Source organism: Thetidibacter halocola, from assembly GCF_018224955.1.
GTDB lineage: Bacteria > Pseudomonadota > Alphaproteobacteria > Rhodobacterales > Rhodobacteraceae > Thetidibacter > Thetidibacter halocola.
The window spans coordinates 88,618-112,171 of record NZ_JAGTUU010000008.1 but is presented as its reverse complement, the minus strand read 5'-3'; the positions used below and the strand labels follow the sequence as shown (position 1 = coordinate 112,171).

The window sequence follows — 23,554 nt, the reverse complement described above, 5'->3', positions numbered from 1 at the left end:
ATTCCCCGGCAGGCTAGAAGGCCGCGCTTTCAGGCTTGGTTAACTTTGGCGTGATCTGCCCATTTCCGCGCGCGCCGGTCCATCAGCCGCCGCCAGAGCGGGGGCGCCAGGGCCAGAACCGCCATCACCGGCAGGGAATGTGGCAGGATCGGCATGACGCCGCGTTCCAGTTCGAGGCCCGGATAGGGGCGGGCGGGGCGCGCGTGGTGGTCCGAATGGCGCGGCGCGTTCAGCATCAGGGCCGAGGAAAAGCCGTGCGGCGCATTCCAGCTGTGCTGCGGGCCGACCGGTTCTATGCCGCGTGGCGTCTGACGCCGCCGCAGTCCGTAATGCTGGACATAATCCGACAGCAGCAGTTGCAACTGCGCATAGGCCGACAGAGCCAGCAGCCACAGCAGTCCGGCTGCGCCGCCGATCAACCCGGCCAGACCGACCGAGGCCAATGCCCCCGCGCCGTAGACCCAGTAGGGATGCAGCCCGCGCCCCTGCCGCAGCCGCGTCTCGGCCCGCCATCCCTCGACCAGGCCGCCGTGCCAGGCGCGCAGGGCAAATCGCCAGAACCCCTCGCCAAGCCGGGCCGAATTCGGGTCGCGGTCGGTCGCGGCGTGGACGTGATGCACCCGGACATGCGCGCTGGCGTGGTGCCCGAAAAGGATCGAGCAATAGACCGCCACGCCCAGCCGCCGCAGCCATCGGCTGGAGCGGTGGATCAACTCGTGCGCGTTGGAATTGCCGACCTGTCCCAGGAACAGCGACAAGGCGACAAAGATCAGAGCCTTGTCCAGCGGTGGCGCATCACCGGACAGCACCGCGATCCCCCCGTAGAGCAGCGGAAACTGCGCCAGCCACAACGCGACCGACAGCCCGTCGCCGGTCGGGAACTCCTGTCCCGGATGGTCGGGCGCGGCCAGTGCGGCGATCTTGTCCATGAAGAAGGTGAAGACGGTGATATAGGCCAGCGCCAGCGCAGCCCAGGCGCCGCCCAGGAGCAACCCTGCCGCCAGCAGCGCCACCATCGCCCCCGTCACCGCCGTGAACCGCAGCATCCTCGTGCCCCCTTTTGGCCGATACGCTATCCCTATCGGAACAATCCGTCACCCATCGGGCGAAAGCGCGGGCTTTTCGCGGCGCGGGCGTACGGATATGCGTCGTTTTCCGTCTCGCCCCCGGTCAGGTAACCGCTATCTTGGCGACAGCGATCAGGAGGCGGCGCATGGCATTGGATGAACGCAAGGGCGTGTGGAAAAAGGCGCCGGGCAAGGGGCGCAAGACACCCAAGGGCAGGCAACTCGATGATAATGCGCTGGCAGAGGTGCAGGCGCTGCTGGGCGACCGGCCGCGCCGCCGCGACCTGCTGATCGAGTTCCTGCACCTTGTGCAGGACGCCCATGGCCACCTCTCGGCCGCCCATCTGCGCGCGCTGGCCGAAGAGATGCGCCTGTCCATGGCCGAGGTGCAGGAAGTGGCCAGCTTCTACGCCCATTTCGACATCGTGAAGGAGGGTGAGGCTCCACCGCCCGCCCTGACCATCCGCGTCTGCGATTCGCTTTCCTGCGAACTGGCGGGTGCGGCGCAACTGCGGCAGGCGTTGGAGCAGGGGCTGGACCCGGCGCAGGTGCGTGTCCTGCGCGCGCCCTGCATGGGCCGCTGCGACACGGCGCCGGTTCTCGAACTGGGCCACAACCACATCGACCAAGCGACTCCCGAAAAGGTGCAGGCGGCCATCGCGGCGGGCGACACCCATGCCCATGTGCCGGATTACGAGGCGTTCGAGGCGTATCGCGCCGCGGGCGGATACGACCGGTTTCTGGCGCTGCGCGAGGGCGGCGACTGGGAGGCGGTGCAGGAAACGGTCCTGTCCTCGGGCTTGCGCGGCCTTGGCGGCGCGGGTTTCCCGTCAGGGAAGAAATGGGGTTTCGTGCGGTCGAACGCAGGGCCGCGCTACCTCGCGGTGAACGGCGACGAGGGTGAACCTGGAACCTTCAAAGATCGCTTCTACCTCGAGCGGCAACCTCATGTCTTTCTTGAAGGAATGCTCATCGCGGCCTGGGCAGTCGAGGCCGACGCAGCGTTCATCTACATGCGCGACGAATATCCAGCCGTGCTGGATATCCTGCGCCGCGAGATCGCCGCGCTCGAGGCTGCGGGGATCGTGCAGCCGGGCTATATCGACCTGCGCCGCGGCGCGGGCGCCTATATCTGCGGCGAGGAAAGCGCGATGATCGAGTCGATCGAGGGCAAGCGCGGCCTGCCGCGCCACCGTCCGCCCTATGTCGCGCAGGTCGGCCTGTTTGGCCGCCCGACGCTGGTCCACAATGTCGAAACGCTTTACTGGGTTGCGAGGGTTTGCCGGGAAGGCCCTGAAATCCTGAACGGGATCGAAAAGAACGGGCGTCGCGGCCTGCGCTCCTACTCGGTCTCGGGGCGGGTGCGAAAGCCGGGTGTTCACCTGCTGCCCGCCGGGTCGACCATCCGCGACGTGATCGAGGCGGCAGGCGGAATGCTCGACGGGCATGTGTTCAAGGCCTATCAGCCGGGCGGTCCGTCCTCGGGTCTGTTGCCCGCGTCGATGGATGACATTCCGCTGGATTTCGACACGCTGCAACCGCATGGCTCCTTCATCGGGTCGGCGGCGGTGGTCGTGTTGTCGGACCAGGACAGTGCACGAGATGCGGCGCTCAACATGCTGAAATTCTTTGAGGATGAAAGCTGTGGTCAATGCACGCCCTGCCGCGCGGGTTGCGAGAAGGCGGTCAAGCTGATGCAGGCGGACAGCTGGGATCAGCCCTTGCTGGAAGACCTGTGTACGGTCATGGCCGATGCATCGATCTGCGGGCTGGGCCAGGCGGCGCCGAACCCGATCCGGCTGGTGATGAAGCACTTTTCCGACGAGATTGGTGGTTGAGCCATAATTGTCCTGATCGGACAACAAATACGGCCGTTATCGCACATTTTCTGGCATTGGATGCAGGTTTGTCGAAGGTTTAGACTCTGCGGATTCCGGTGAGTGATGCCGGGTTGCGGGGGGCACGCCTGCCTTGTTTGACTTTCCGAAGTCTGTGGAAAAACCTGTGGACAGGTCATCTATTGGATAGCGGCGCCCGATCTGGGGTAGCGGATCGGGCGATCCTGTCGATTTTGGACAACCATGCCTGCGGGCGACCCCTCGCTCACACGCGGTCTTTTCTTCACGCGCGGCAGGGTTTAGGTGAAGGAAACCCTCAGGACGGGATGGCGCCATGTCCTTTTTCGGCAAACTCAAGAACCGACTGTTCAAATCCTCCTCGAAACTCGAAGAGGGTCTCGACGCCATCGTGCAGGACGGCGGCACCGAAGAGCCGCCCGAACGGCCCGAGATTGCGCCACCAATCGATCCGGTTCCGACGCCGCCCGTCGAAACGCCATCGGCCCCTATCGAGACACCCGAACCACCGGTCGAGATCCCGCCTGCCCCGGAACCCGAGGCACCGCCGCCGGTCCAGCCGCCAACCCCCGCCACGCCAGAGGCGCCACCGCCCGCCGATCCGCGCACGACGCCGACCCGCGAGGTGCCGCCGCCCCCGCGCGAGGCGCCGCGCCCCGCCCCGATGGAGATGCCCGAACCCGCGGCCCCTGCGGAAATCCCCGACACACCCTACGAGGGCAAGGTGGGCTTTCTTGGCCGGATGCTGGGCCGAAAGCAGGCGCAGCCCGAGATCCGCCGCACGCTGGACGACGACATGCTGGAGCAGTTGGAAGAGCTGCTGATCGCGTCCGACATGGGCGTCGATACCGCGTTGCGCGTGACCGCCAACATCGCCGAGGGGCGGTTCGGCAAGAAGCTGTCGGTGCGCGAGATCAAGGAACTGCTGGCGCAGGAAATCGCCCGGATCATGGAGCCTGTCGCGCGTCCTCTGCCGCTCTATCCGACGAAACCGCAGGTCGTGCTGGTGGTCGGCGTAAACGGTTCTGGCAAGACGACGACGATCGGCAAGCTGGCCAGCCAGTTTCGTGCCGCCGGCAAGAAGGTGGTGATCGCGGCCGGCGACACGTTCCGCGCCGCCGCCGTCGAGCAACTCCAGGTCTGGGGTGAGCGGGCGGGCGTTCCGGTGATGACCGCCGCGCAGGGCTCGGACCCCGCCAGCCTCGCCTTCGACGCGATGACCCGCGCGCAGGCCGAGGGCGCCGACCTGCTGATGATCGATACGGCCGGGCGGTTGCAGAACCGCGCCGACCTGATGGAGGAACTGGCCAAGATCGTCCGAGTGATCCGCAAGAAGGATCCGAACGCGCCGCACAACACGCTCCTGGTTCTGGACGCCACCACGGGGCAGAACGCGCTGAACCAGGTGGAAATCTTCCGCAAGCTGGCGGACGTCTCGGGTTTGGTGATGACCAAGCTCGACGGCACGGCCAAGGGTGGCGTGCTGGTCGCGCTGGCCGACAAGTTCGGCCTGCCGATCCATGCCATCGGCGTGGGTGAACAGATCGACGACCTGGCCCCCTTCGATCCCGAGGAATTCGCGGCAGCCCTGACCGGGCTCGACGCCGGATGATCCGACCCAACCGCCCGGCATGAGCGCCTGGCTGATCTCGCTCGAAGGGACGGAGGCGGGGGCGCGGCTGGCCCTTGCGCTGGCGTTGCTGGCGGCCTTCCTGCACGCGGCTTTCGGTGCATTGCAGAAGGGGCGGCACGATCCCTGGCTCAGCCGAGGCGCGATCGACCTGTGTTACGGGTTGATGGCCGCGCCTTTCGCGCTCTTCGTAGTGCCCTGGCCGGAACCGCACATGTGGCCCATCCTCGTGGGCGCCTTCTTCATCCACACGGCCTACAAGATGCTCCAGGCGCTGGCCTATACGCAGGGGGCCTACACCGTCGTCTACCCGGTGGTGCGCGGCACCGGGCCGCTCTTCGCGATCCTCGGCGCGATGGTGATATTCGGAGAGACCTTCACGAGCTGGCAATGGCTGGGCGTGGGTGTGCTGCTGTCGGGCATATTCGGCCTTGCGATCTACAACCTGATGTTCCTTGAGGTCGCGCGGGACACGTTGCCGCGCGCGCTGACGTTCGCGGTGGCCACGGGGTTCTTCGTGGCGATCTACACCACATGGGACGCTTATGGCATCCGCGCGACGGCCGATCCCTTTACCTTCCTCGCCTGGCTGTTCTTCATCGACGGCTGGGTGATGCCCGCCTACGCGGCTCTGCGGTTGAGGGTTATGGTGCACCGGCCAGAACCCGGCCCGCTGATCCTGCGCGGGGTGGTGGGGGCCTTCGTGGCCTTCTTCAGCTTCGGCTCGATCATGCTGGCGACACGGCTGGACAGCGTGGGCGAGGCCGCCGTCCTGCGCGAGACCTCGACCGTCTTTGCCGCGCTGATCGGCTGGCTGGTGCTGCGCGAAACCGTCGGGCCGCGGCGCATCGCCTTGATGGCACTGATCGCGCTGGGTGCGGTGATCGTTGAGTTCGGCGGCTAGAGCGCCTATGTCGCCGGAAAAGGAGACGTCCATGACCGAACCGTCCGTCGAGACCCGCAAGGTGAACCCGACTCTGAAATCGCTGCTCGAACTGGGGCCGGTGATCGGCTTTCTGGTCGCCTATTTCTGGTTCAAGGACGACGTGTTCACGGTCGGCGGGCAGGAATACGGCGCCTTCATCGCGGTGACGGGCATCTTCGTGCCGGTCTTTCTGCTGTCGATGGGCATCCTGTGGTGGATGACCGGCGTCATCAGCCGGATGCAGGTCTTTACCGGTGTCCTGCTGGTGGTCATGGGCGGCCTGACCGTCTGGTTCAACGATGACCGTTTCGTCAAGCTGAAGCCGACGCTGATCTATGGCGCCTTCGGGGCGATCCTTGGCTTCGGTCTGCTGTTCGGCCGGTCCTACCTTCGCTACGTGATGGAAGAACTGATGCCGCTACAGCCGGAGGGCTGGATGCTGCTGACGCAACGCGCCACGATGTTCTTCTTCGGGATGGCGCTGGCGAATGTGGCGATCTGGCAACTGTTGTCGGAACAGATCTTCGTGCTTTGGGACACGGTGGGCCAGATTGGCGCGACCTTTGCCTTCTTCATGGGACAGGTCGGGTTGTTCAGCCGCTACGGCATCGACAAGGACGACGAGACCCCCGCCGAGTAAGAAAGTCTATCCCGCGCGGTCGATCCGCGTGCTGAGATGGATCAGGCTTTCGGATGACCGCACCCCGCGCACCGCGCCGATCCGGTCGAGCGTTTCGTCCAGCTGTTCGGTCGTGTCGGCCGACAGCGTCACGATCAGATCGACCCGGCCGGACGTGGTGTGCACGCTTTCCACCATCGGCATCGCCTTGAGCCGCGCCAGCACCTCGGGGCCCGAGCGCGGCTCGATCGAGATCAGCACCGTCGCGCGCAGGGCCGGGCGCAGGCCTGGGCCGCGTTTCAGCGTGTAGCCCGCGATATGGCCACGCGCCTCCAGCCGTTCCAGCCGCGCCTGCACGGTGCTGCGCGCGATGCCCAGCCTGCGGGCAAGGTCCGCCACGGGCAGTCGGGCGTTTTCCGCAAGGCAGGCGATCAGGGCGCGGTCGGTGTCGTCGATCTGCATGATGGCTCCGGCGATTTGCCGGAAGTTTAGCAACAGATCGTCCGCTCTGGCACGTGTTTTCGGTGGCCTGTGCCGGCATGCTGGAAAAAACACGAGGTGACGAGCATGGCTTTCGATCTGGCGCAGCCGCGCGACGCAGCCGACTGGCTGATCCGTAACCCGGCCCACGGACCGGTCTTCCTGTTCTGCCCGCAGACGCTGGCGGCGACGGCACGGACCTTCCTGACCGGGTTTCCGGGGCTTGTGAGCTACGCGGTCAAGGCCAACCCCGACGCGCGCATCTTGCAAGGGCTGCATGATGCGGGCCTGCGCGCCTTCGATGTGGCTTCGCCCGACGAGATGGCGCGGGTGCGCGCCGTGGCGCCGGGTGCCGTGCTGCATTACCACAACCCGATCCGGTCGCGGGCCGAGATCGATCAGGCGCGGCACTTCGGCGTCGCCAGCTGGTCGGTCGACCGGATGAGCGAACTGGACAAGCTGGGCGCGCTGGACGGAGCCGAGGTCGCGGTGCGGCTGAAACTGCCCGTGGCGGGCGCGGCGTATGATTTCGGGTCGAAATTCGGCGCGCCGCCAGAACTGGCCGAGGCGCTGCTGCGCGCGGTCGCGGACCGCGGCGGACGCCCCTCGATGACCTTCCATCCAGGCACGCAGTGCCCGTCGCCCGCGGCCTGGCAGCGCTACATCGCTGCCTGCGCCGAGATCGCCGGCGCGGCGGGGCTGCGCCTGCATCGTCTGAACGTGGGCGGCGGGTTTCCGGCCCATCGCGGCGGTGCTGCTCCCGACATGCAAGCGATCTTCGACGCCATCGCAGATGCCGCACGCGACGCCTTTGACGGCACACCACCGCCGCTGGTCTGCGAACCGGGTCGCGCCATGGTGGCCGAATGCATGGCGCTGTCCGTGACGGTCAAGGCGGTGGACGATGGCGCGGTCTTTCTGGATGACGGCATCTATGGCGGGCTTTCGGAATGGCGCGACATCGCACCGGGCGACCGGGTGCGGGTGGTGACGGCCGACGGCCTGACACGCCAGGGCGACGCCGAGCCGCGCATCGTCTTCGGCCCGACCTGCGACAGTCTCGACCGGCTGCCACATCCCTTGCCGCTTCCCGCCACGATCGCCGAGGGCGACCGCCTCATCTTTGCCGGAATGGGTGCCTATTCTGCCTGCCTGGTCACCGGGTTCAACGGTTACGGGACACGGCGCATCGAGCTGCTGCAAGGCGCCTGATCCGCAAGGCGTCCACTGGACTCCGGGGCCATGCGGTCTAATGTCCGCGCGTGAGGCAGCGCGAGAGGGAACGCCATGGACAAGTTCGGAAAAAGCCAGCCGGTGACGCGGGTCGAGGACGTGCGTTTCCTGACCGGTCAGGGGCGTTACATCGACGACATCGCCCCCGAAGGCGCGCTGCATGCCTTTGTCTTCCGTTCGCCGGTGGCCCATGCCGCGATCACAGGGCTGGACGTGGCCGAGGCGCGCGCCGCCGAGGGCGTGCACCTTGTCCTGACCGCCGACGACATCGCTGCCCAGGGCGTGACCGAGGGTATGTCCTTTACCACCATGAAGAACCGCGACGGCACGCAGGGCGCATCACCCCGCCGTCCCTTCCTGGCCGAAGGCCGCGTGCGTTTTGTCGGTGAACCGATTGCCCTTGTCGTGGCCGAGACGCTGACGCAGGCGCGCGACGCGGCAGAGCTGATCGGCTTCGACTATGACGAATTGCCGGTCAAGCTGGACCTCGCGCCGGGCGGAGAGCCGCTGTTCGACAGCGTGCCCGACAACCGCGCCTTCGATTTCGGCATCGGCGACGAGGAAGCGACAGCCACTGCGTTGCAAGCCTCGCACCGCGTCGTGCGGCTGGAGGTGGGCGACAACCGGATCATCGTCAACTCGATGGAGCCGCGCGGCTGTTTCGCGGAATGGGACGGTGGCAAGGTCCATCTTGCCTTCAACGGGCAGGGCGTCTGGGGGATGAAGGACCAGCTGATCCGCGTCTTCGGTCTGACCGCCGAACAGGTCCGCGTGACCAATCCCGACGTGGGCGGCGGTTTCGGCATGAAGGGCATGCCATACCCCGAGTATTTCTCGACCGTGCTGGCCTCTCGGATGCTGGGTCGCCCGGTGCGCTGGATGTCCGACCGGACCGAGGCAATGCTGACCGACAATGCCGGTCGCGACCTGGTGACGATGGCCGAACTGGGCTTCGACAAGGACAATCGCATCACCGCCTACCGGGTGCACAACCTGTCGAACCTGGGCGCGTATTGCTCGAACTTCGCGCAGGCGATCCAGTCGAACCTGTTCGCGCGTGTGCTGACCGGCACCTACGACATCAAGACGGCCTGGCTGCGCTGCGAGGGGATTTTCACCAACACCACGCAGGTCGACGCCTATCGCGGCGCCGGCCGCCCCGAGGCGATCTACGTGCTGGAACGCGTCATGGACCGCGCCGCGCGCGAGCTGGGCATCGACCCGCAAGAGCTGCGGCGCATCAACTTCGTCAAGTCCTTCCCCTACAAGACCGTGACGGGCGAGACCTATGACGTGGGCGATTTCCCCCGCGTGCTGTCCCGCGCCGCCCGCACCGCCGACCTGGACGGGTTCGCGGCGCGCAAAGCGGCTTCACAAGCACGTGGCAGGCTGCGCGGCATGGGATTGTGTTACTATATCGAAAGCATTCTGGGCGATCCTTCCGAAGGCGTGAAGGTCGAGTTCACAGAGGATGGCGGTGCGGTGATCTATGTCGGCACACAGTCGAACGGGCAGGGGCACGAAACCGTGTTCGCGCAGTTCCTGTCCGACCAGACCGGCATTCCCGCCGACCGGATCGCCGTGATCCAGGGCGACAGCGACCTGATCGCCAAGGGTGGCGGCACCGGCGGTTCGCGCTCTGTCACGACGCAGACCAATGTCACGCTGAAGGCGGTGGCAGAGATGGTGACTGGCTTCTCCGAATTCCTCGCCGACCAGATGGGTGTCGAGCCCGGGGATGTGCGGTTCGACGACGAACGTTTTCGCGCCGAGGGGTCGAACCTGACGCCGACCATGCTGGATGTCGCGCAGATGGCGCGCGAGGCCGGGCGCGCCGACCTGCTGCTGTGGGAGGCGCGCGACGCCCTGCCGGGCCGTTCTTATCCCAATGGCTGCCACGTGGCCGAGGTCGAGGTCGACCCGGAAACCGGCCATGTGGTCTGCGACCGCTACAACGTGGTCGACGATTTCGGCAATCTCATCAACCCCATGCTGGCCGAAGGGCAGGTGCATGGCGGGGTCGCGCAGGGGATCGGCCAGGCGCTGGTGGAACATGTCGTCTATGACGACCAGGGCCAGTTGCTGACCGCGACCTTCATGGATTACGCCATGCCGCGCGCCGGGGACATGCCGCTGATCGGCTTCGAGACCGAGCCGGTGCCCTCCACGGCGAACCCGATGGGGATGAAGGGCTGTGGCGAGGCCGGGACGGTCGGCGCGCTGGCGGCGATCAGCAACGCAATGCAGGACGCGCTGTGGGAGCGCGGTGTAAAACAGGTGGACATGCCCTTTACGCCACAAAGGGTATGGGAAATGGTGAAGGATGTCCCAATCGCGGCTGAATGACACGCTTCTTGGCTGGGTCCGGCGGCGGTTCGCCTCGGGCCATTCGGCGCTGTCGCAGCGCCGGGGGCCGCGGGATCATGTCATCATCCTCGACGGGACCATGTCCTCGCTTGCACCGGGATGGGAAACCAATGCGGGCCTCGCCTGGCGCCTCCTGAAGGAGGCGGGCGAGGCCTCGGTGTATTACGAGGCCGGAATCCAGTGGCAGGACTGGTCCTCGACCACGGACGTGATGGTAGGGCGCGGCATCAACCGGCAGATCCGCCGCGCCTATGGCTATCTCGCCTCGCGTTACCGGCCCGGGGACCGGATCTTCCTGATGGGCTATTCGCGCGGCGCCTACGCGGTGCGCTCGCTGGCGGGGATCATCGACCGTGTCGGCCTGCTGCGCCCCGACGCCGCGACCGAACGCAACATCCTGCAGGTCTATCGCCTGTACCAGTATGATCCGGACGGCGCGGCGGCGCGGGCCTTTGCGCAGGCTTTCTGCCACGAGGCGGCGCCGGTCGAGATGATCGGGGTCTGGGACACGGTCAAGGCGCTGGGCCTGCGCCTGCCGCTGCTCTGGCGGCTGACCGAGCAGCGCCACGCCTTTCACAACCATCACCTGGGCCACACGATCCGCGCGGGCTATCATGCTCTGGCCCATGACGAGACGCGTCTGGCCTATGCGCCGGTGCTCTGGACCTGCCCGGATGGCTGGTGCGGCCGGATCGAGCAGGTCTGGTTCCGCGGCACGCATGGCGATGTCGGTGGCCAGCTGGGCGAGTTCGCGGCCGCCCGGCCGCTGGCCAACATCCCGCTGGTCTGGTTGCTGGACCGGGCCGAAAACCATGGGCTTATCCTGCCGTCCGGCTGGCGCGCGCGCTTTCCCTGCGATCCCGAGGCGCCCTCGATCGGCAGCTGGCAGGGGGCGGGCAAGCTGTTCCTGCTGCGGGCGCCACGCATGCGCGGGCTGGACCCTTCGGAACGCCTGCACGAGACGCTGGCGGCGCAGCTGCCGCCGCAGGCCGTGGCGCAAGCCACATGATCGGCGCTGCCGTCAAGCCCTTTTGTTCACAACTTCTTTACAGGCCTACAAACTGTGGCATTCGTGCCCATCTATTGAACAGGATCGCAAGGCCGGAACCCTTGTGAGACCTTCACTGTCCCTCGTTCCGTGACTGGCGTCCGGGGCCCCGCGCCTCGGACGCTTTTTCTTTGCCGCGAAACGGGTAGAGTGTCGTCATGCGCTATTCCGACCAACACCTGAAGGACATCCTGACCCGCACGCGCCAGATCGCGGTGGTGGGCGTGTCGATGAACCCCGTGCGGCCCAGCTACTATGTTGCGCGCTATCTCAGCCTCAAGGGCTTCACCGTCTACCCGGTGAACCCGGGCCATGCCGGCGAACGCCTGTTCGGCCAGGAGGTGCGGGCGCATCTGGACGATTGTCCTGACACGGTGGACATGGTCGACATCTTTCGCCGCTCCGAGCACGTGACGCCGATCGTCGAGGCGGCGCTTGCGGCCTTTCCGAAGCTGCGCACCGTGTGGATGCAGATCGGCGTCGAGAATGCCGAGGCCGCGGCGCTGGCCGAGGCGTGCGGCGTCGACGTGGTGATGGATCGCTGCCCCAAGATCGAATACCAGCGCCTGTTCGGAGAGCTGCGCATGGGTGGGTTCAACACCGGCATCATCTCGTCCAAGCTCTAGGGCCGCCGAGCGCCGCTCGCGCCTTGCGGCGCATCGCCCCGCCCGCCGTCCCACGCGGGCGCTGCCCGCGCATCGGTGCTTTCCAAAGCCCGCGAAAACATGTATGGCCCGGACCTATCTGAGACGTGACGCTGTGACTCCGGCGCATGGGATGATGAAGGGGTCGGCGGCAATGGGGCCGCCATGCAATCGGAGGACCCGGCAGGGGCCGGGAGTGCCTCCAAGAGGATACCAGATGTTCAAAGAAGTTAAGAAGTCGATGCAGTGGGGCGAAGAGACGCTCACACTGGAAACGGGCAAGATTGCCCGTCAGGCCGACGGCACCGTGATCGCCACGCTGGGCGAGACGAGCGTGATGGCCAACGTCACCTTCGCCAAGGAGGCGAAGGAAGGGCAGGATTTCTTCCCGCTCACCGTCCACTACCAGGAAAAGTATTATGCCGCGGGCAAGGTGCCTGGCGGCTTCTTCAAGCGTGAGGCGCGTCCGACCGAGAAAGAGACGCTGACCGCCCGCCTGATCGACCGCCCGATCCGCCCGCTGTTCGTGCCGGGCTTCAAGAACGAAGTGCTGGTGATGTGCACCGTGCTGTCGCACGATCTGGTCAATGACCCGGACATCGTCGCGATGATCGCCGCCTCGGCCGCGCTGACCATCTCGGGCGCGCCCTTCCGCGGCCCGATCGCGGGTTGCCGCGTCGGCTTCGAGGATGGCGAATACGTCCTGAACCCGACCGTCGACGACATGAACCAGCTGCGCAACAATCCCGACCAGCGTCTGGATCTCGTCGTGGCCGGCACCAAGGATGCCGTCATGATGGTGGAGTCCGAGGCATACGAACTGACCGAGGAAGAGATGCTGGGCGCCGTGCTGTTCGCGCATGAGCAGATGCAGCCGGTCGTCGACCTGATCATCGGCCTGGCCGAAGAGGCCGCCAAGGAACCCTTCGACTTCTCCCCGCCGGATTACTCGGCGCTGTATGACGCCGTGAAGGCCGCGGGCGAAGACCAGATGAAGGCCGCCTACGCGATCCTCGACAAGCAGCAGCGCGTTGCCGCTGTCGCCGCCGCCAAGACCGCGATCAAGGCCAGCCTGAGCGAAGAACAGCTGGCCGACGCCAACCTGGGCTCGGCGCTGAAGAAGCTGGAATCGACTATTCTGCGCTCGTCGGTGGTCAAGGAAGGCAAGCGGATCGACGGCCGCGCGCTGGACGCCGTCCGCCCGATCGTCTGCGAAACCGGCCTGCTGCCGCGGACGCATGGCTCGGCCCTGTTCACCCGGGGCGAGACGCAGGCGCTGGTCGTGACCACGCTGGGCACCGGCGATGACGAACAGATCATCGACGCGCTGCATGGAAACTTCCGCTCCAACTTCCTGCTGCACTACAACTTCCCCCCTTACTCGGTGGGCGAGGTTGGCCGCGTCAGCGGACCTGGCCGTCGCGAGATCGGCCATGGCAAGCTGGCCTGGCGCGCGCTGCAGGCAGTCCTGCCGGCACCGACCGACTTCCCCTACACGCTGCGCCTCGTTTCCGAGATCACCGAGTCGAACGGCTCGTCCTCGATGGCGTCGGTCTGCGGCGGATCGCTGTCGATGATGGATGCGGGTGTGCCGCTCAAGGCCCCCGTGGCCGGCGTGGCGATGGGCCTGGTGCTGGAAGAGGACGGATCCTATGCCGTTCTGAGCGACATCCTGGGCGACGAGGATCACCTCGGCGACATGGACTTCAAGGTGGCCGGCACCGACAAGGGCATCACCAGCCTGCAGATGGACATCAAGGTTGCGGGCATCACGCCCGAGATCATGCGCAAGGCCCTGGCCCAGGCCAAGGACGGCCGTCTGCACATCCTGGGCGAGATGTCCAAGGCGCTGTCGACCGCGGGCGAGTTCAGCGTCCACGCGCCGCGCATCGAGACGATGCAGATCCCGACCGACAAGATCCGCGAAGTGATCGGCTCGGGCGGCAAGGTGATCCGCGAGATCGTCGAGGTCTCGGGCGCCAAGGTCGACATCAACGACGATGGCGTGATCAAGATCGCCAGCCCGAACGGCGAAGCCATCCAGAAGGCCTATGACATGATCTATTCGATCGTGGCAGAGCCGGAAGAGGGCAAGGTCTACAAGGGCAAGGTCGTGAAGATCGTCGATTTCGGCGCCTTCGTGAACTTCTTCGGCAAGCGCGACGGCCTGGTGCATGTCAGCCAGATCGAGAACCGCCGCCTGAACCATCCTTCGGACGTTCTGAAGGAAGGCCAGGAGGTCTATGTCAAGCTGCTGGGCTTCGACGATCGTGGCAAGGTGCGCCTGGCGATGAAGATGGTCGATCAGGAAACCGGCGAGGAACTGGCCAAGGAAAGCCGCGAGGAAGAAGTGGCGGATTGATCTGCCCGTCTTCCGGAATGCGAAAGGGCGCCCCGCGGGGCGCCCTTTTTTTCTGATCGGCCCGGTATGGTCAGGCGATCTCGGTCTCGACCTCGATGTTGCCCTTGGTCGCGTTCGAGTAGGGGCAGATGAAATGGCCGCGCTCGGCGATCTTTTCCGCCGTCGCACGATCGACGCCGGGCATTGTCACGACCAGCCTGACCTTCAACCCAAAGCCACCGTCGCTGCGCGGACCGATGCCCACATGCGCCTCGACCTTGGCGTCATCGGGAACCGTGCCCAGCTTTTCCGAGTTGGCCGCGAAACGCATCGCGCCCAGGTAGCAGGCGGCATAGCCGGTCGCGAAAAGCTCTTCGGGGTTGTGGCCCTTGCCCGAGCCACCCAGTTCCTTGGGGCTGGTCATTGTCACCGTCAGTTTGCCATCTGCCAGTCCAGCGGTGCCGTTGCGGCCGCCGCCGGTAGCGAAGGCCTCGGTCCAGTATTTCGTGTCGACGCTCATGGAGAATCCTTTCGTTCGCACGTGAATGTATCGTGTGCGATCAATTAACGTCTTTGGGATCACGGGTCAATCGCTTGCGAGATGATCGTGCGCGATGTATCACGAGGCATGACCCCACTTCATCCTTCGGACATGCTCTGTTTCGCGCTTTACGACGCTGCGCATGCGATGCAGCAGGCCTACAAGCCGCTGCTCGACCCGTTGGGGCTGACCTATCCGCAATACCTGCTGATGAGCGCGCTCTGGGTCCGGGACGACCAGACGTTGACCGAACTGGGTCGACAGCTGCACCTGGAAAGCAACACGCTGACACCGCTGGTGAAACGCCTGGAAGCCAAGGGGCTGATCGCGCGCGAGCGCGACCGCGCGGACGAACGCCAGCTGCGCGTCCGACTGACCAGGGAGGGGCAGGCGCTGCATGCCGAGGCCGTGCGCGTGCCGCGCTGCATCCGGGCTGAAACGGGTCTGTCCGACGCTGCGTTGACAGAGTTGCGGGCGACGTTGCAGGCCTTGCAGGCGCGGCTGCGTGCAGCGGGGATGGACGAGGCGGTGGGATGACCGCACCGGACGGCACAGTGTCCATGATGGTGCTCGAGAACCTGATTTCCGACCGTGGATCGCGCTATGCCGTCTCGGGCGGGCCCTGCCGGGACGTCGATGCGGCTGCAGCCTTTCTCAAGGACCTCAAGCGGCGCAAGAAATTCGCCAAGGCCACGCATAACAGCTGGGCCTGCCTGACGGCGGATGGGCCGCTCAAGAACGACGATGGCGAGGCTGGCGCGGGCATGGTCATCCTGCGCATGCTGGAGCGTGAGGGCGTGACCGACCACATCATCGTCGTCACCCGCTGGTTCGGGGGCAAGCATCTGGGCGGCGACCGGTTCCGCCACGTGGCGGATGCGGTCCGGGCCTATCTTGCGGCAATGGATGGGGCCCGCCCCTGACGGGGCAGGCCCTGCCCGTCAAAGCAGGAAGTCGTCGGCATCCAGCGACCATTTCCAAACGCCGATCAGCGAGACCTGCGTGTCGCCAAGGTCGAGCCTGGTGCTGAACCAGCCCCACTCCAGGTGATCCGCGACGGCGTCGAAATTCTCGAAGCCATAGGCCGTCAGGTCGATCTTGTCGGTGCCGCTGCGGAAGCCGATGATCGCGTCATGGCCCGCGTCCTCTGGACCAAAGGCGAACACATCCTCGCCCCACCCGCCGAACAGTCGGTCATTGCCTGCCCCGCCGATGATGGTGTCATTACCGCTGCCGCCAAAGATGAAGTCGTCGCCGTCGCCACCCTCGATCACGTCGTGGCCGCGGTCGCCATGCAGCAGGTCGTTGTCCGCGCCGCCATCGATGGAATCGCTGCCGCTGCCGCCCTTAACGATGTCGCGGCCGTTCTCGCCCAGAAGCGTATCCGCGCCACGGCCGCCGTAAACGAAATCGCCGCCGTCGCCGCCGAGGATCAGGTCGTTGCCCGCGCCGCCGCCAAGCACGTCGCTGCCACCCTTGCCGTCGATCAGGTCATTGTCGGCGCCGGTCCACACCTTGTCCCGTCCATCGTCGCCGATGACGAAGTCCACGTCGTTCGATCCGTCGGATTGCAGCAGGTCCGCTGGCAACAGGACACCGTCGATGACATGCACCACGCCATTCGCCGCCTGGATATCGGTGGCGACAAGGCCCGGATCGCGCAGATCCGGCTCCGCATCCACCAGCGACAGCCCGTCAAGCGTGAGGGTCCCCCCCTGAAGCGTGGTGACCGCACCAGCCGCGATCACCTGGCTCGCTTGCAGGCTCTGCCCGGCGACATGATAGGTCAGGACCTCGGTCAGCAGCGGGATCGGATCGCCGCCGCCGGACAGAAGCCGCAAGGCATCGACGAGGTAGGCGAAGGCATCTGCCTCGGTGCTGCCGTCGAAACCCAAAGCCGTCGCAAGGTCCATGAAGGCCGCATCGGTCGGGGCGAAGACGGTGAAGTCGGCGTTCGGGTCATCCAGCACGCCGGCCAGGCCAGCGGTGACGACCGCTTCGCGCAGGATGTCGAAATCGCCGCCATTGTCGTCAAAGCCTGGACCGCTCGCCACGGCGATTGCCGTGATGGTGGGGGCATCGTTGCCCGGCAGGTCGATCGGCAGCAGGACGCGGTCGATCACGTGGATCACGCCGTTGTCGGCGGGAATGTCCGTTGCCACAAGAGACGGGTCGATCAGGTCCGGCTCGGCATCGCCCAGCGTCGGCAATTCGGTCGCGTCGATCACGCCGCCCTGAAGCGTCGTGACGCTGCCCGCACTGGCGATATCGACGGTGAACTGCGCACCGGCAGAGACATGATAGGTGACGACCGTTTCCAGCAGGTCGGCACCGAGGCCCAGAAGAAACGCGCCGACTGCGTCGATATCGTCGGGATCGCCCGCGAAACCCAGGTCGACGGCAAGGCTGACAAAAGCGCCATTGGTCGGCGCAAACACCGTCAGATCGCTGGACGCGTCACCCAGGATGCCGAGGTAATCGGTGCCATTCTCGTTGTCGATGAAGCCGATGGCGGCAACGAGGATGCTGAACCGCGGATCGCCCGCGGCAATGGATGCAATGGTTGTCATGAGAGCCTCCCTGATTTCTTCAGGCGCGTAAGCTGCGCGAAATCACACTGTTTCATATGGTGGGGATACGCCTGTGCGGGCGAACCGGATCACAAAACCACCGGTCTTTCGGCGCCAAGGGGCCGCGCGCCGTTGATCTCGCAAGAAAAAAACGCCGGGCGCAAGGCCCGGCGCAGTCCAACAGGGAGGTGCCCATGATGACCCGCACAGGCGACGGGAAGGAATGGTTCACGATTAAAGGTGTCAGGCCGATGCGACTTTGATCTGCATCAAGTCCCGGATGCGACCAAGGTCGGAGGTCACGAGACCAGCCGGTAACCGCCGGATTCCGTCACCAGCAGCCGCGCGTTCGAGGGATCGGGCTCGATCTTCTGGCGCAGACGGTAGATATGGGTTTCCAGCGTGTGCGTCGTGACGCCCGCATTGTAGCCCCAGACTTCGTGCAGCAGTACGTCGCGCGGCACCACGCCCTCGGGCGACCGATAGAGGAACTTGAGGATGTTTGTTTCCTTCTCGGTCAGCCGGATCTTCTTGTCGTCCTCGGTCACCAGCATCTTCATCGCGGGCCGGAACGTGTAGGGACCGACGGCAAAGACCGCATCCTCGGACTGTTCATGCTGCCGCAGCTGGGCGCGGATCCGGGCCAGCAGGACCGGGAACTTGAACGGCTTGGTCACGTAGTCGTTCGCGCCCGCATCGAGACCAAGGATCGTGTCGGCATCCGAATCGTGCCCGGTCAGCATGATGATCGGTGACTTGACGCCCTGCTTGCGCATCAGCTTGCACAGCTCTCGCCCGTCGGTGTCGGGCAGGCCCACGTCAAGGATGATCAGGTCGTAGATCTGTTCCTTGGCCCGGGCCATGGCGCCACTTCCGTTCTCGGCCTCGAACACCTCGAAATCCTCGGTCATGATCAGCTGTTCGGCCAGCGCCTCGCGCAGGTCGTCGTCGTCATCGACCAGCAGTATGTTCTTCAGCTGCGCCATGGGCGTTGCTCCTTCGTGCCGTTTCAGGGCAGATGGAGTCCTGTCGCATTCGTGACAAGTTTTGTGGCATTCCGTTCACGGGCTCGTGTCCCGAGGGCGGCTTTGTTACAGGTTTTGACAGGATACTATCCCGCAACCCGGTTTTAGGAGCCAAGGTGCCTGACTCGATCGCCCCCGATCTGACAGAGTTGGTCGCCCGCGCGCGCGGCGACCTGCGCATGGGCGTGCCCGTGGTGCTGACCGCTGCGCAGGGCACGGCGGTCTGCGCCGCCGCCGAGACCGTGAACGCCGCGCGGCTGGCGGCGCTGCGGGCGCTGGGCCCGGCGGACCTGGCGCTGACGGGACGGCGGGCCGAGACGTTGAAGGCGCGTGCCTATGACGGCGACATCGCGCGCGTCCTCCTGCCATCCGATGCGGATGCCAACTGGATCCGCGCGCTGGCCGATCCGGCGGATGATCTGGGGCATCCGATGAAGGGCCCGCTGAAGACGCGGCGCGAGGGCGACGCCGCGCTGCACCGGCTGGCCGTCGACCTGTGCAAGGCCGCGCGCCTGCTGCCGGCCGCGTTGGTGGTGCCCCTGTCCGGACCTGTGCCCGAGGGGCTGACCGTGCTGCCCGCCGAGGGCGTCGCGCCGCTGCTGGCCGCTGCCCCTGTCCTGCATCGGGTCGTGTCGGCGAAGGTTCCGCTGCGCGCTGCACGCGATGCCCGGCTGCATGTCTTTCGCCCCGAAGACGGCTCGGACGAGCATTACGCCATCGAGATCGGCCGCCCCGACCGCGCCGCGCCGGTCCTCAGTCGCCTGCATTCGGCCTGTTTCACCGGCGACCTGCTGGGCAGCCTGAAATGCGATTGCGGCCCGCAGCTGAACGCCGCGCTGGCGCAGATGGGGCAGGAAGGGTCGGGCGTGCTGCTGTATCTCAATCAGGAGGGGCGGGGGATCGGCCTTGCCAACAAGATGCGCGCCTATGCATTGCAGGACCAGGGTTTCGACACGGTCGAGGCGAACCACCGGCTGGGCTTCGAAGATGACGAGCGCGATTTTCGACTGGGCGCGGCGATGCTGCGCGAGATGGGTTTCGGCGCGGTGCGGCTGCTGACCAACAACCCGGCCAAGATCGCGATGATGGAGCGTTGTGGCGTGATCGTTACCGAGCGGGTGCCGCTGAAGGTGGGCGAGACGCCGCAGAACGCGCGCTATCTTGCCGTGAAGGCAGAGAAATCGGGTCACCTGCTGTAGGTCGGCTTGCGGCCTGTTTCCGCGTGCCGCGGAAAGGCGCCCGCCCGCCGACCCGCTTGCGCCGCCCTGCGGTTGCGGTAGCCTTTGACGAAACGGAGGATCAGCATGCGGTATTCCATTCTCGATCTGGCGCCGGTGCCCGAGGGGTTCGAGGCAGCGGACGCGCTGCGCAACACGGGCGATCTGGCGCGCCAAGCCGAGGGCTGGGGTTATCACCGCTATTGGCTGGCCGAGCACCACAACATGCCGGGCATCGCCTCTGCCGCGACGGCGGTTCTGGTCGGGCATGTGGCAGGGCTGACACAGCGGATCCGCGTGGGGTCGGGCGGGATCATGCTGCCCAACCATGCGCCGCTGGCGGTGGCCGAGGCCTTTGGCACGCTGGCGACGCTCTATCCCGGGCGGATCGACCTGGGCCTGGGGCGGGCGCCGGGGGGCGATGCGGCGGTGATGCAGGCGCTGGGCGTGCAGCATGCCCGCGCCGAGCGGTTCCACGAAGAGGTCGCCGAGTTGCGCGACTTGTTGGGGCCCGTTGACGAGGGCCGGGCGGTTCGAGCGTTACCGGGCGAGGGAACGGCGGTGCCGCTGTGGATCCTCGGCTCGTCGCTTCACGGCGCGCAGGTGGCGGCGATGCTGGGCCTGCCCTACGCCTTTGCCTCGCATTTCGCGCCAGCCGCGCTGGAACAGGCGCTGGAGGTCTATCGGCGGTATTTCCGCCCGTCGGAGGCACTGGCCGCGCCGCACGCGATGATCGCCATCAATGTCTGTGCCGCCGCGACCGAGGCCGAGGCACGCCGGCTGCGCACCAGTCACCAGCTGGGCTTCTACCGGCTGCGCACGGGGTGCCCGGGCAAGCTGCCCGCGCCGGTCGGCGATCTTGCCGCGCATGTGCCCGCCGAGGCGATGCCGATGTTGGACGCCGCGATGCGCGTGAGCGCGGTGGGCGATGCGGCGCAGGTCGAGGCACAACTGCGCGACCTGATCGCGCGTTACCGGCCGGACGAGGTGATCCTGACCGGGCAGATCCACGACCATGCGGCGCGGCTGGAGAGTTTCAGGATCGCGGCGGAGGCGATGCGGCGGATCGGTCGCGCCGAGGCAGCCTGATGCCGCAGCCCTTCACCTACCGCCATGCCAGCCGAGAGTATCGCGCGTTTCTGGACGATCTCAAGGGGCGGACAGGGCTGGACAGTGACAACATGGCCTATACCGCGCTGGACGGCGTCTTTCGCGTCTTTCGCCGCCGGGTGACGGCGGCTCAGGGGCTTGCCTTTGCCACGGAACTGCCGGCTGTGCCCCGGGCGATCTTCGTCGCCGGATGGCAGCCGGGTGAGCCGCCGGAGCCCTGGGCCGACCGCGCGGCACTGGTGGACGAGGCGCGCGCGTTGCGGCCCGATCACAACCTGACGCCCGACACCTGCATCGAGGATGTTGCCTGGGCGCTGCGCCGGTCGATCCGGCCACCCGACTGGGCGCGTGCGCTGCATGCGCTGCCGCCCGAGGCGCAGGCCTTCTGGACGGTGGAGATGACGGCGGATGAACGGGAGGCGGGGATTCGATGACGTGCTGGGACATGGTGTTGACGCCGATGGGGCTGCGCTTTGCCGGGCGGATCTGGCCCTGCACGATCGGGCGGGGCAGTGTGCGGATCGACAAGCGTGAGGGCGATGGCGCGACGCCGGCGGGCGAACACCGGATCGTCGGCATGCTCTATCGCCCCGACCGAATAGCGCGCCCCGCCGACTGGGCCCTGCCGATCCGGCCAGGCGACCTGTGGTCGGATGATCCGGGCTGCGAGGACTACAACCTGATGGTTCGGGCGCCCTATACCGGCAGTCACGAGCGGCTGCGGCGCGGGGATCGCCTGTATGACATCGTGATCCTGACGGACTGGAACTGGCCGTTTGCCGAGAGAGGGCGGGGATCGGCGATTTTCCTGCATCGCTGGCGGCGGCCGGGATATGCGACGGAGGGCTGCGTGGCGTTCCGACCGGACCATTTATCGCGGATCGCCGCGCTGATCCGCTATGAGACTCGACTGATCGTGCCGGAGGGGCTTGTGGGGAGGTAGGACCGGGGGCTTTGCCCCGCCCCGGAGCAGGTCCGGGGCTCCTGCGGAGTATTTGGGACAAGAAGAAGCCTCAGGCCCGTTGCAAGCGCGCGAAGCTCATCGAGATATGGGCGCGGCGGATCAGGGCGGCGGCCTGGGTGTCACCCGCGCGCAGCGCATCGCCCGCCTGGGCGATCTCGTCGCGAAAGGCGGTGCATTCGGCGGCAAGATCCATCCGGGGGATCGATTTCAGCCAGATGCGCGCGGTGCTGTAGTAGAGCCGTTCGGCGGTGTCCGTGAGCGCGGCGTTGCCGCAGAGCGAGAGGCCGAAGGCGTGATACTCCATGTTGAGCCGGGCGAAGGCGCGGGGGCAGGGGTCTTGGGTCAGCGCGTCGGCGTCGACGAGGAAGCGGTCGAGCCGGTCGAGATGCGCCTGCGTGACCGGCAATGGCGAGAGTGTGCCTAGAAGCTGCGTCAGTTCCAGGCGCAGCGCGTAGGTGTCAGTGAGTTCGGCCATGCCGACATCGGTGACCAGCGTGCCGACGCCGTGGCGGCTTTCGACCAGGCCTTCGTCCTCGAGTCGGGCGAGGACGCGACGCAGCGGCGTGCGCGAAGTGCCGAATTCGGAGGCCAGCGCCTCTTCGGAGAGGCGGTGACCGGGCGGGTAGTCCAGCAGGCAGATGCGTTCGCGCAGCGCGGTGTAGAGCCGGTGGAAACGGTCGGCGGCGATGCTCATGCCGCGAGGCTCCGGCCAAGGCCCGCCAGCATGTCGAGGCAGGCGGAGAGCTGATCGCGGGCGATGTATTCATCAGGCTTGTGCGCCTGCGCGATGGAGCCTGGGCCGCAGACCACGACGCTCATTCCCATCTGCTGGAACAGTCCCGCCTCGGTGCCGAAGGGGACAAGCTCGCAGGCGTTCTGGCCGGTCAGCGCTTTGACGAGGTCGCGGGCGGCGTTCTCGGGCAGGGGCTCAAGCCCTGCGACCTCGCCGATCACGTCGGTCTCGATACTCGCCTGGGGCGAGACGGCGCGCATCGCGGGCAGAAGTTCGTCTTCGACAAGGCGGCGCAGTGCCTCTTTCACGAAATTCGCGTCGCCGTCCTGCACCGGACGTATTTCCCAGTCGACCTCGGCGCGGCCGGGAATGACATTATGGGCAACCCCGCCTGACAGGCGGCCGACATTCACCGTGGTCCAGGGCGGATCGAAGCAGCCGCCCAGCGGCGCACGGGTTTTCAGCGCCTCGGCCAGGGCCATCAGGCGCGCGACGTATTGCACGGCGTATTGCACGGCGTTCACGCCCCGGTCGGGGGCCGAGCCGTGCCCCTCGAGCCCGGTGAAGCGGGTGGTGTATTCGCAGCAACCCTTGTGGCCTTCGACGATGCGCATCATCGTCGGTTCCCCCACCAGTGCCATCGCGGGTCGGATGCCGCGGGACTGGAGCTGCGGCACCAGTTGGCGCGCGCCGAGGCAGCCAACCTCTTCGTCATGGGTGAAGCAGAAATGCAGCGGGCGGCGCAGCGGCGTCGTGGCCCAGCCTTCGGCCATGGCGAGTGTCGCGGCGATGAAGCCCTTCATGTCGCAGGTGCCGCGGCCGTATAGCAGGTCGCCCTGTGCGGCCAGCCGGAAGGGGTCGGTGGACCAGGCCTGGTCAGTGACCGGCACGACGTCGGAATGGCCCGAGAGCACGAGGCCGCCATCGCTCTCGGGGCCGAGCGTGGCCCAGAGATTGGCCTTGGTGCCGCAGTCTGCGCGAAAAACCTCGACCCGGGCGCCCTGATCCTCGAGAAGGCCGGCCATGTGCTCGATCATGGCGAGGTTCGGGTCGGCAGAAACGGTGGGATAGGCGATCAGGTCGGACAGGATCGCCTCGGTGCGGGCGAGGGGGGTCATGGCGGGCCTTCTGTTCGGTCGGGGCGCCGGTGGCGGATGTGGGAGCCTCCGGCGGGAGTTTTCCTG

22 protein-coding genes are annotated in these 23,554 nt (G+C 66.5%); 15 read left to right on the top strand and 7 right to left on the bottom strand.

What is annotated here, in order from left to right; all coding sequences use genetic code 11:
- Nucleotides 1-29 precede the first annotated feature (29 nt).
- Nucleotides 30-1,046 carry an alkane 1-monooxygenase gene (locus tag KB874_RS18620; RefSeq protein ID WP_212538069.1) on the bottom strand — a complete coding sequence of 339 codons (1,017 nt, stop codon included), beginning with the start codon at nt 1,044-1,046 and terminating at the stop codon, nt 30-32.
- 167 nt (nt 1,047-1,213) lie between these two features.
- Here KB874_RS18620 and KB874_RS18615 point away from each other — a divergent pair, with 167 nt between their 5' ends.
- The 4 genes from KB874_RS18615 (at nt 1,214) to KB874_RS18600 (ending at nt 6,118) form a co-directional block, all read left to right on the top strand.
- Nucleotides 1,214-2,905, top strand: coding sequence for an NAD(P)H-dependent oxidoreductase subunit E (locus KB874_RS18615; RefSeq protein WP_212538068.1), 1,692 nt, complete (start codon nt 1,214-1,216; stop codon nt 2,903-2,905).
- A gap of 334 nt (nt 2,906-3,239) precedes the next feature.
- On the top strand, nt 3,240-4,535 hold the full coding sequence (gene ftsY / locus KB874_RS18610; protein WP_212538067.1) for a signal recognition particle-docking protein FtsY: 1,296 nt from the start codon (nt 3,240-3,242) through the stop codon (nt 4,533-4,535).
- 19 nt (nt 4,536-4,554) lie between these two features.
- The gene (locus KB874_RS18605) at nt 4,555-5,457 is read left to right on the top strand and encodes an EamA family transporter (protein ID WP_212538066.1); all 903 of its coding nucleotides are present in this window, start codon (nt 4,555-4,557) and stop codon (nt 5,455-5,457) included.
- Between the two features lie 31 nt (nt 5,458-5,488).
- A complete protein-coding gene (locus tag KB874_RS18600) occupies nt 5,489-6,118 on the top strand; it encodes an inner membrane-spanning protein YciB (protein WP_212538065.1) in 630 nt (209 codons plus the stop codon).
- Between the two features lie 6 nt (nt 6,119-6,124).
- Here the strand turns inward: KB874_RS18600 and KB874_RS18595 are convergent, their stop codons facing one another.
- Nucleotides 6,125-6,559, bottom strand: coding sequence for an Lrp/AsnC family transcriptional regulator (locus KB874_RS18595; RefSeq protein ID WP_212538064.1), 435 nt, complete (start codon nt 6,557-6,559; stop codon nt 6,125-6,127).
- Nucleotides 6,560-6,664: 105 nt separating this feature from the next.
- Between KB874_RS18595 and KB874_RS18590 the strand changes: the two genes are divergently transcribed.
- The 5 genes from KB874_RS18590 to pnp all read left to right on the top strand — a co-directional run bounded on the left by KB874_RS18590 (nt 6,665) and on the right by pnp (nt 14,231).
- Complete coding sequence (locus KB874_RS18590; RefSeq protein ID WP_212538063.1) at nt 6,665-7,789, top strand: type III PLP-dependent enzyme domain-containing protein; 1,125 nt, start codon at nt 6,665-6,667, stop codon at nt 7,787-7,789.
- Nucleotides 7,790-7,864: 75 nt separating this feature from the next.
- On the top strand, nt 7,865-10,156 hold the full coding sequence (locus KB874_RS18585; protein WP_212538062.1) for a xanthine dehydrogenase family protein molybdopterin-binding subunit: 2,292 nt from the start codon (nt 7,865-7,867) through the stop codon (nt 10,154-10,156).
- The gene (locus KB874_RS18580) at nt 10,134-11,186 is read left to right on the top strand and encodes a T6SS phospholipase effector Tle1-like catalytic domain-containing protein (protein WP_212538061.1); all 1,053 of its coding nucleotides are present in this window, start codon (nt 10,134-10,136) and stop codon (nt 11,184-11,186) included. The genes KB874_RS18585 and KB874_RS18580 overlap by 23 nt, the downstream gene beginning before the upstream one ends.
- 197 nt (nt 11,187-11,383) lie before the next feature.
- A complete protein-coding gene (locus KB874_RS18575; RefSeq protein ID WP_212538060.1) occupies nt 11,384-11,851 on the top strand; it encodes a CoA-binding protein in 468 nt (155 codons plus the stop codon).
- 235 nt (nt 11,852-12,086) lie between these two features.
- Nucleotides 12,087-14,231 (top strand): polyribonucleotide nucleotidyltransferase, encoded by a 2,145-nt coding sequence (gene pnp / locus KB874_RS18570; protein WP_212538059.1) that lies wholly within the window; start codon nt 12,087-12,089, stop codon nt 14,229-14,231.
- 70 nt (nt 14,232-14,301) lie between these two features.
- On the opposite strand, the gene KB874_RS18565 is transcribed toward pnp, so the two are convergent.
- Entirely contained in the window at nt 14,302-14,730 is a 429-nt protein-coding gene (locus KB874_RS18565; protein WP_212538058.1) for an organic hydroperoxide resistance protein, read from the bottom strand.
- Nucleotides 14,731-14,838: 108 nt separating this feature from the next.
- On the opposite strand from KB874_RS18565, the gene KB874_RS18560 reads away from it, so the two are divergent.
- Together KB874_RS18560 and KB874_RS18555 are read left to right on the top strand one after the other, a co-directional pair.
- Nucleotides 14,839-15,288 carry a MarR family winged helix-turn-helix transcriptional regulator gene (locus KB874_RS18560; protein ID WP_249200611.1) on the top strand — a complete coding sequence of 150 codons (450 nt, stop codon included), beginning with the start codon at nt 14,839-14,841 and terminating at the stop codon, nt 15,286-15,288.
- 23 nt (nt 15,289-15,311) lie between these two features.
- On the top strand, nt 15,312-15,674 hold the full coding sequence (locus KB874_RS18555; protein ID WP_212538229.1) for a YigZ family protein: 363 nt from the start codon (nt 15,312-15,314) through the stop codon (nt 15,672-15,674).
- 18 nt (nt 15,675-15,692) lie between these two features.
- Here the strand turns inward: KB874_RS18555 and KB874_RS18550 are convergent, their stop codons facing one another.
- Nucleotides 15,693-17,321, bottom strand: a complete 1,629-nt coding sequence (locus KB874_RS18550) for a fasciclin domain-containing protein (protein WP_212538057.1) — start codon at nt 17,319-17,321, stop codon at nt 15,693-15,695.
- A 299-nt stretch (nt 17,322-17,620) separates the two neighbouring features.
- Entirely contained in the window at nt 17,621-18,307 is a 687-nt protein-coding gene (locus KB874_RS18545; protein ID WP_212538056.1) for a response regulator transcription factor, read from the bottom strand.
- A gap of 218 nt (nt 18,308-18,525) precedes the next feature.
- Between KB874_RS18545 and ribA the strand changes: the two genes are divergently transcribed.
- The 4 genes from ribA to KB874_RS18525 all read left to right on the top strand — a co-directional run bounded on the left by ribA (nt 18,526) and on the right by KB874_RS18525 (nt 21,616).
- Nucleotides 18,526-19,545, top strand: a complete 1,020-nt coding sequence (gene ribA / locus KB874_RS18540; protein WP_212538228.1) for a GTP cyclohydrolase II — start codon at nt 18,526-18,528, stop codon at nt 19,543-19,545.
- 105 nt (nt 19,546-19,650) lie between these two features.
- A complete protein-coding gene (locus tag KB874_RS18535; RefSeq protein ID WP_212538055.1) occupies nt 19,651-20,652 on the top strand; it encodes an LLM class flavin-dependent oxidoreductase in 1,002 nt (333 codons plus the stop codon).
- Complete coding sequence (locus tag KB874_RS18530; protein WP_212538054.1) at nt 20,652-21,107, top strand: DUF2267 domain-containing protein; 456 nt, start codon at nt 20,652-20,654, stop codon at nt 21,105-21,107. Before KB874_RS18535 ends, KB874_RS18530 begins: the two co-directional genes overlap by 1 nt.
- The gene (locus tag KB874_RS18525; protein ID WP_212538053.1) at nt 21,104-21,616 is read left to right on the top strand and encodes a L,D-transpeptidase family protein; all 513 of its coding nucleotides are present in this window, start codon (nt 21,104-21,106) and stop codon (nt 21,614-21,616) included. Before KB874_RS18530 ends, KB874_RS18525 begins: the two co-directional genes overlap by 4 nt.
- Before the next feature lie 70 nt (nt 21,617-21,686).
- Here the strand turns inward: KB874_RS18525 and KB874_RS18520 are convergent, their stop codons facing one another.
- Together KB874_RS18520 and argE are read right to left on the bottom strand one after the other, a co-directional pair.
- Nucleotides 21,687-22,331, bottom strand: a complete 645-nt coding sequence (locus KB874_RS18520) for a GntR family transcriptional regulator (RefSeq protein WP_212538052.1) — start codon at nt 22,329-22,331, stop codon at nt 21,687-21,689.
- Nucleotides 22,328-23,488, bottom strand: a complete 1,161-nt coding sequence (gene argE / locus KB874_RS18515) for an acetylornithine deacetylase (protein ID WP_212538051.1) — start codon at nt 23,486-23,488, stop codon at nt 22,328-22,330. Before argE ends, KB874_RS18520 begins: the two co-directional genes overlap by 4 nt.
- Between the last annotated feature and the right edge of the window lie 66 nt (nt 23,489-23,554).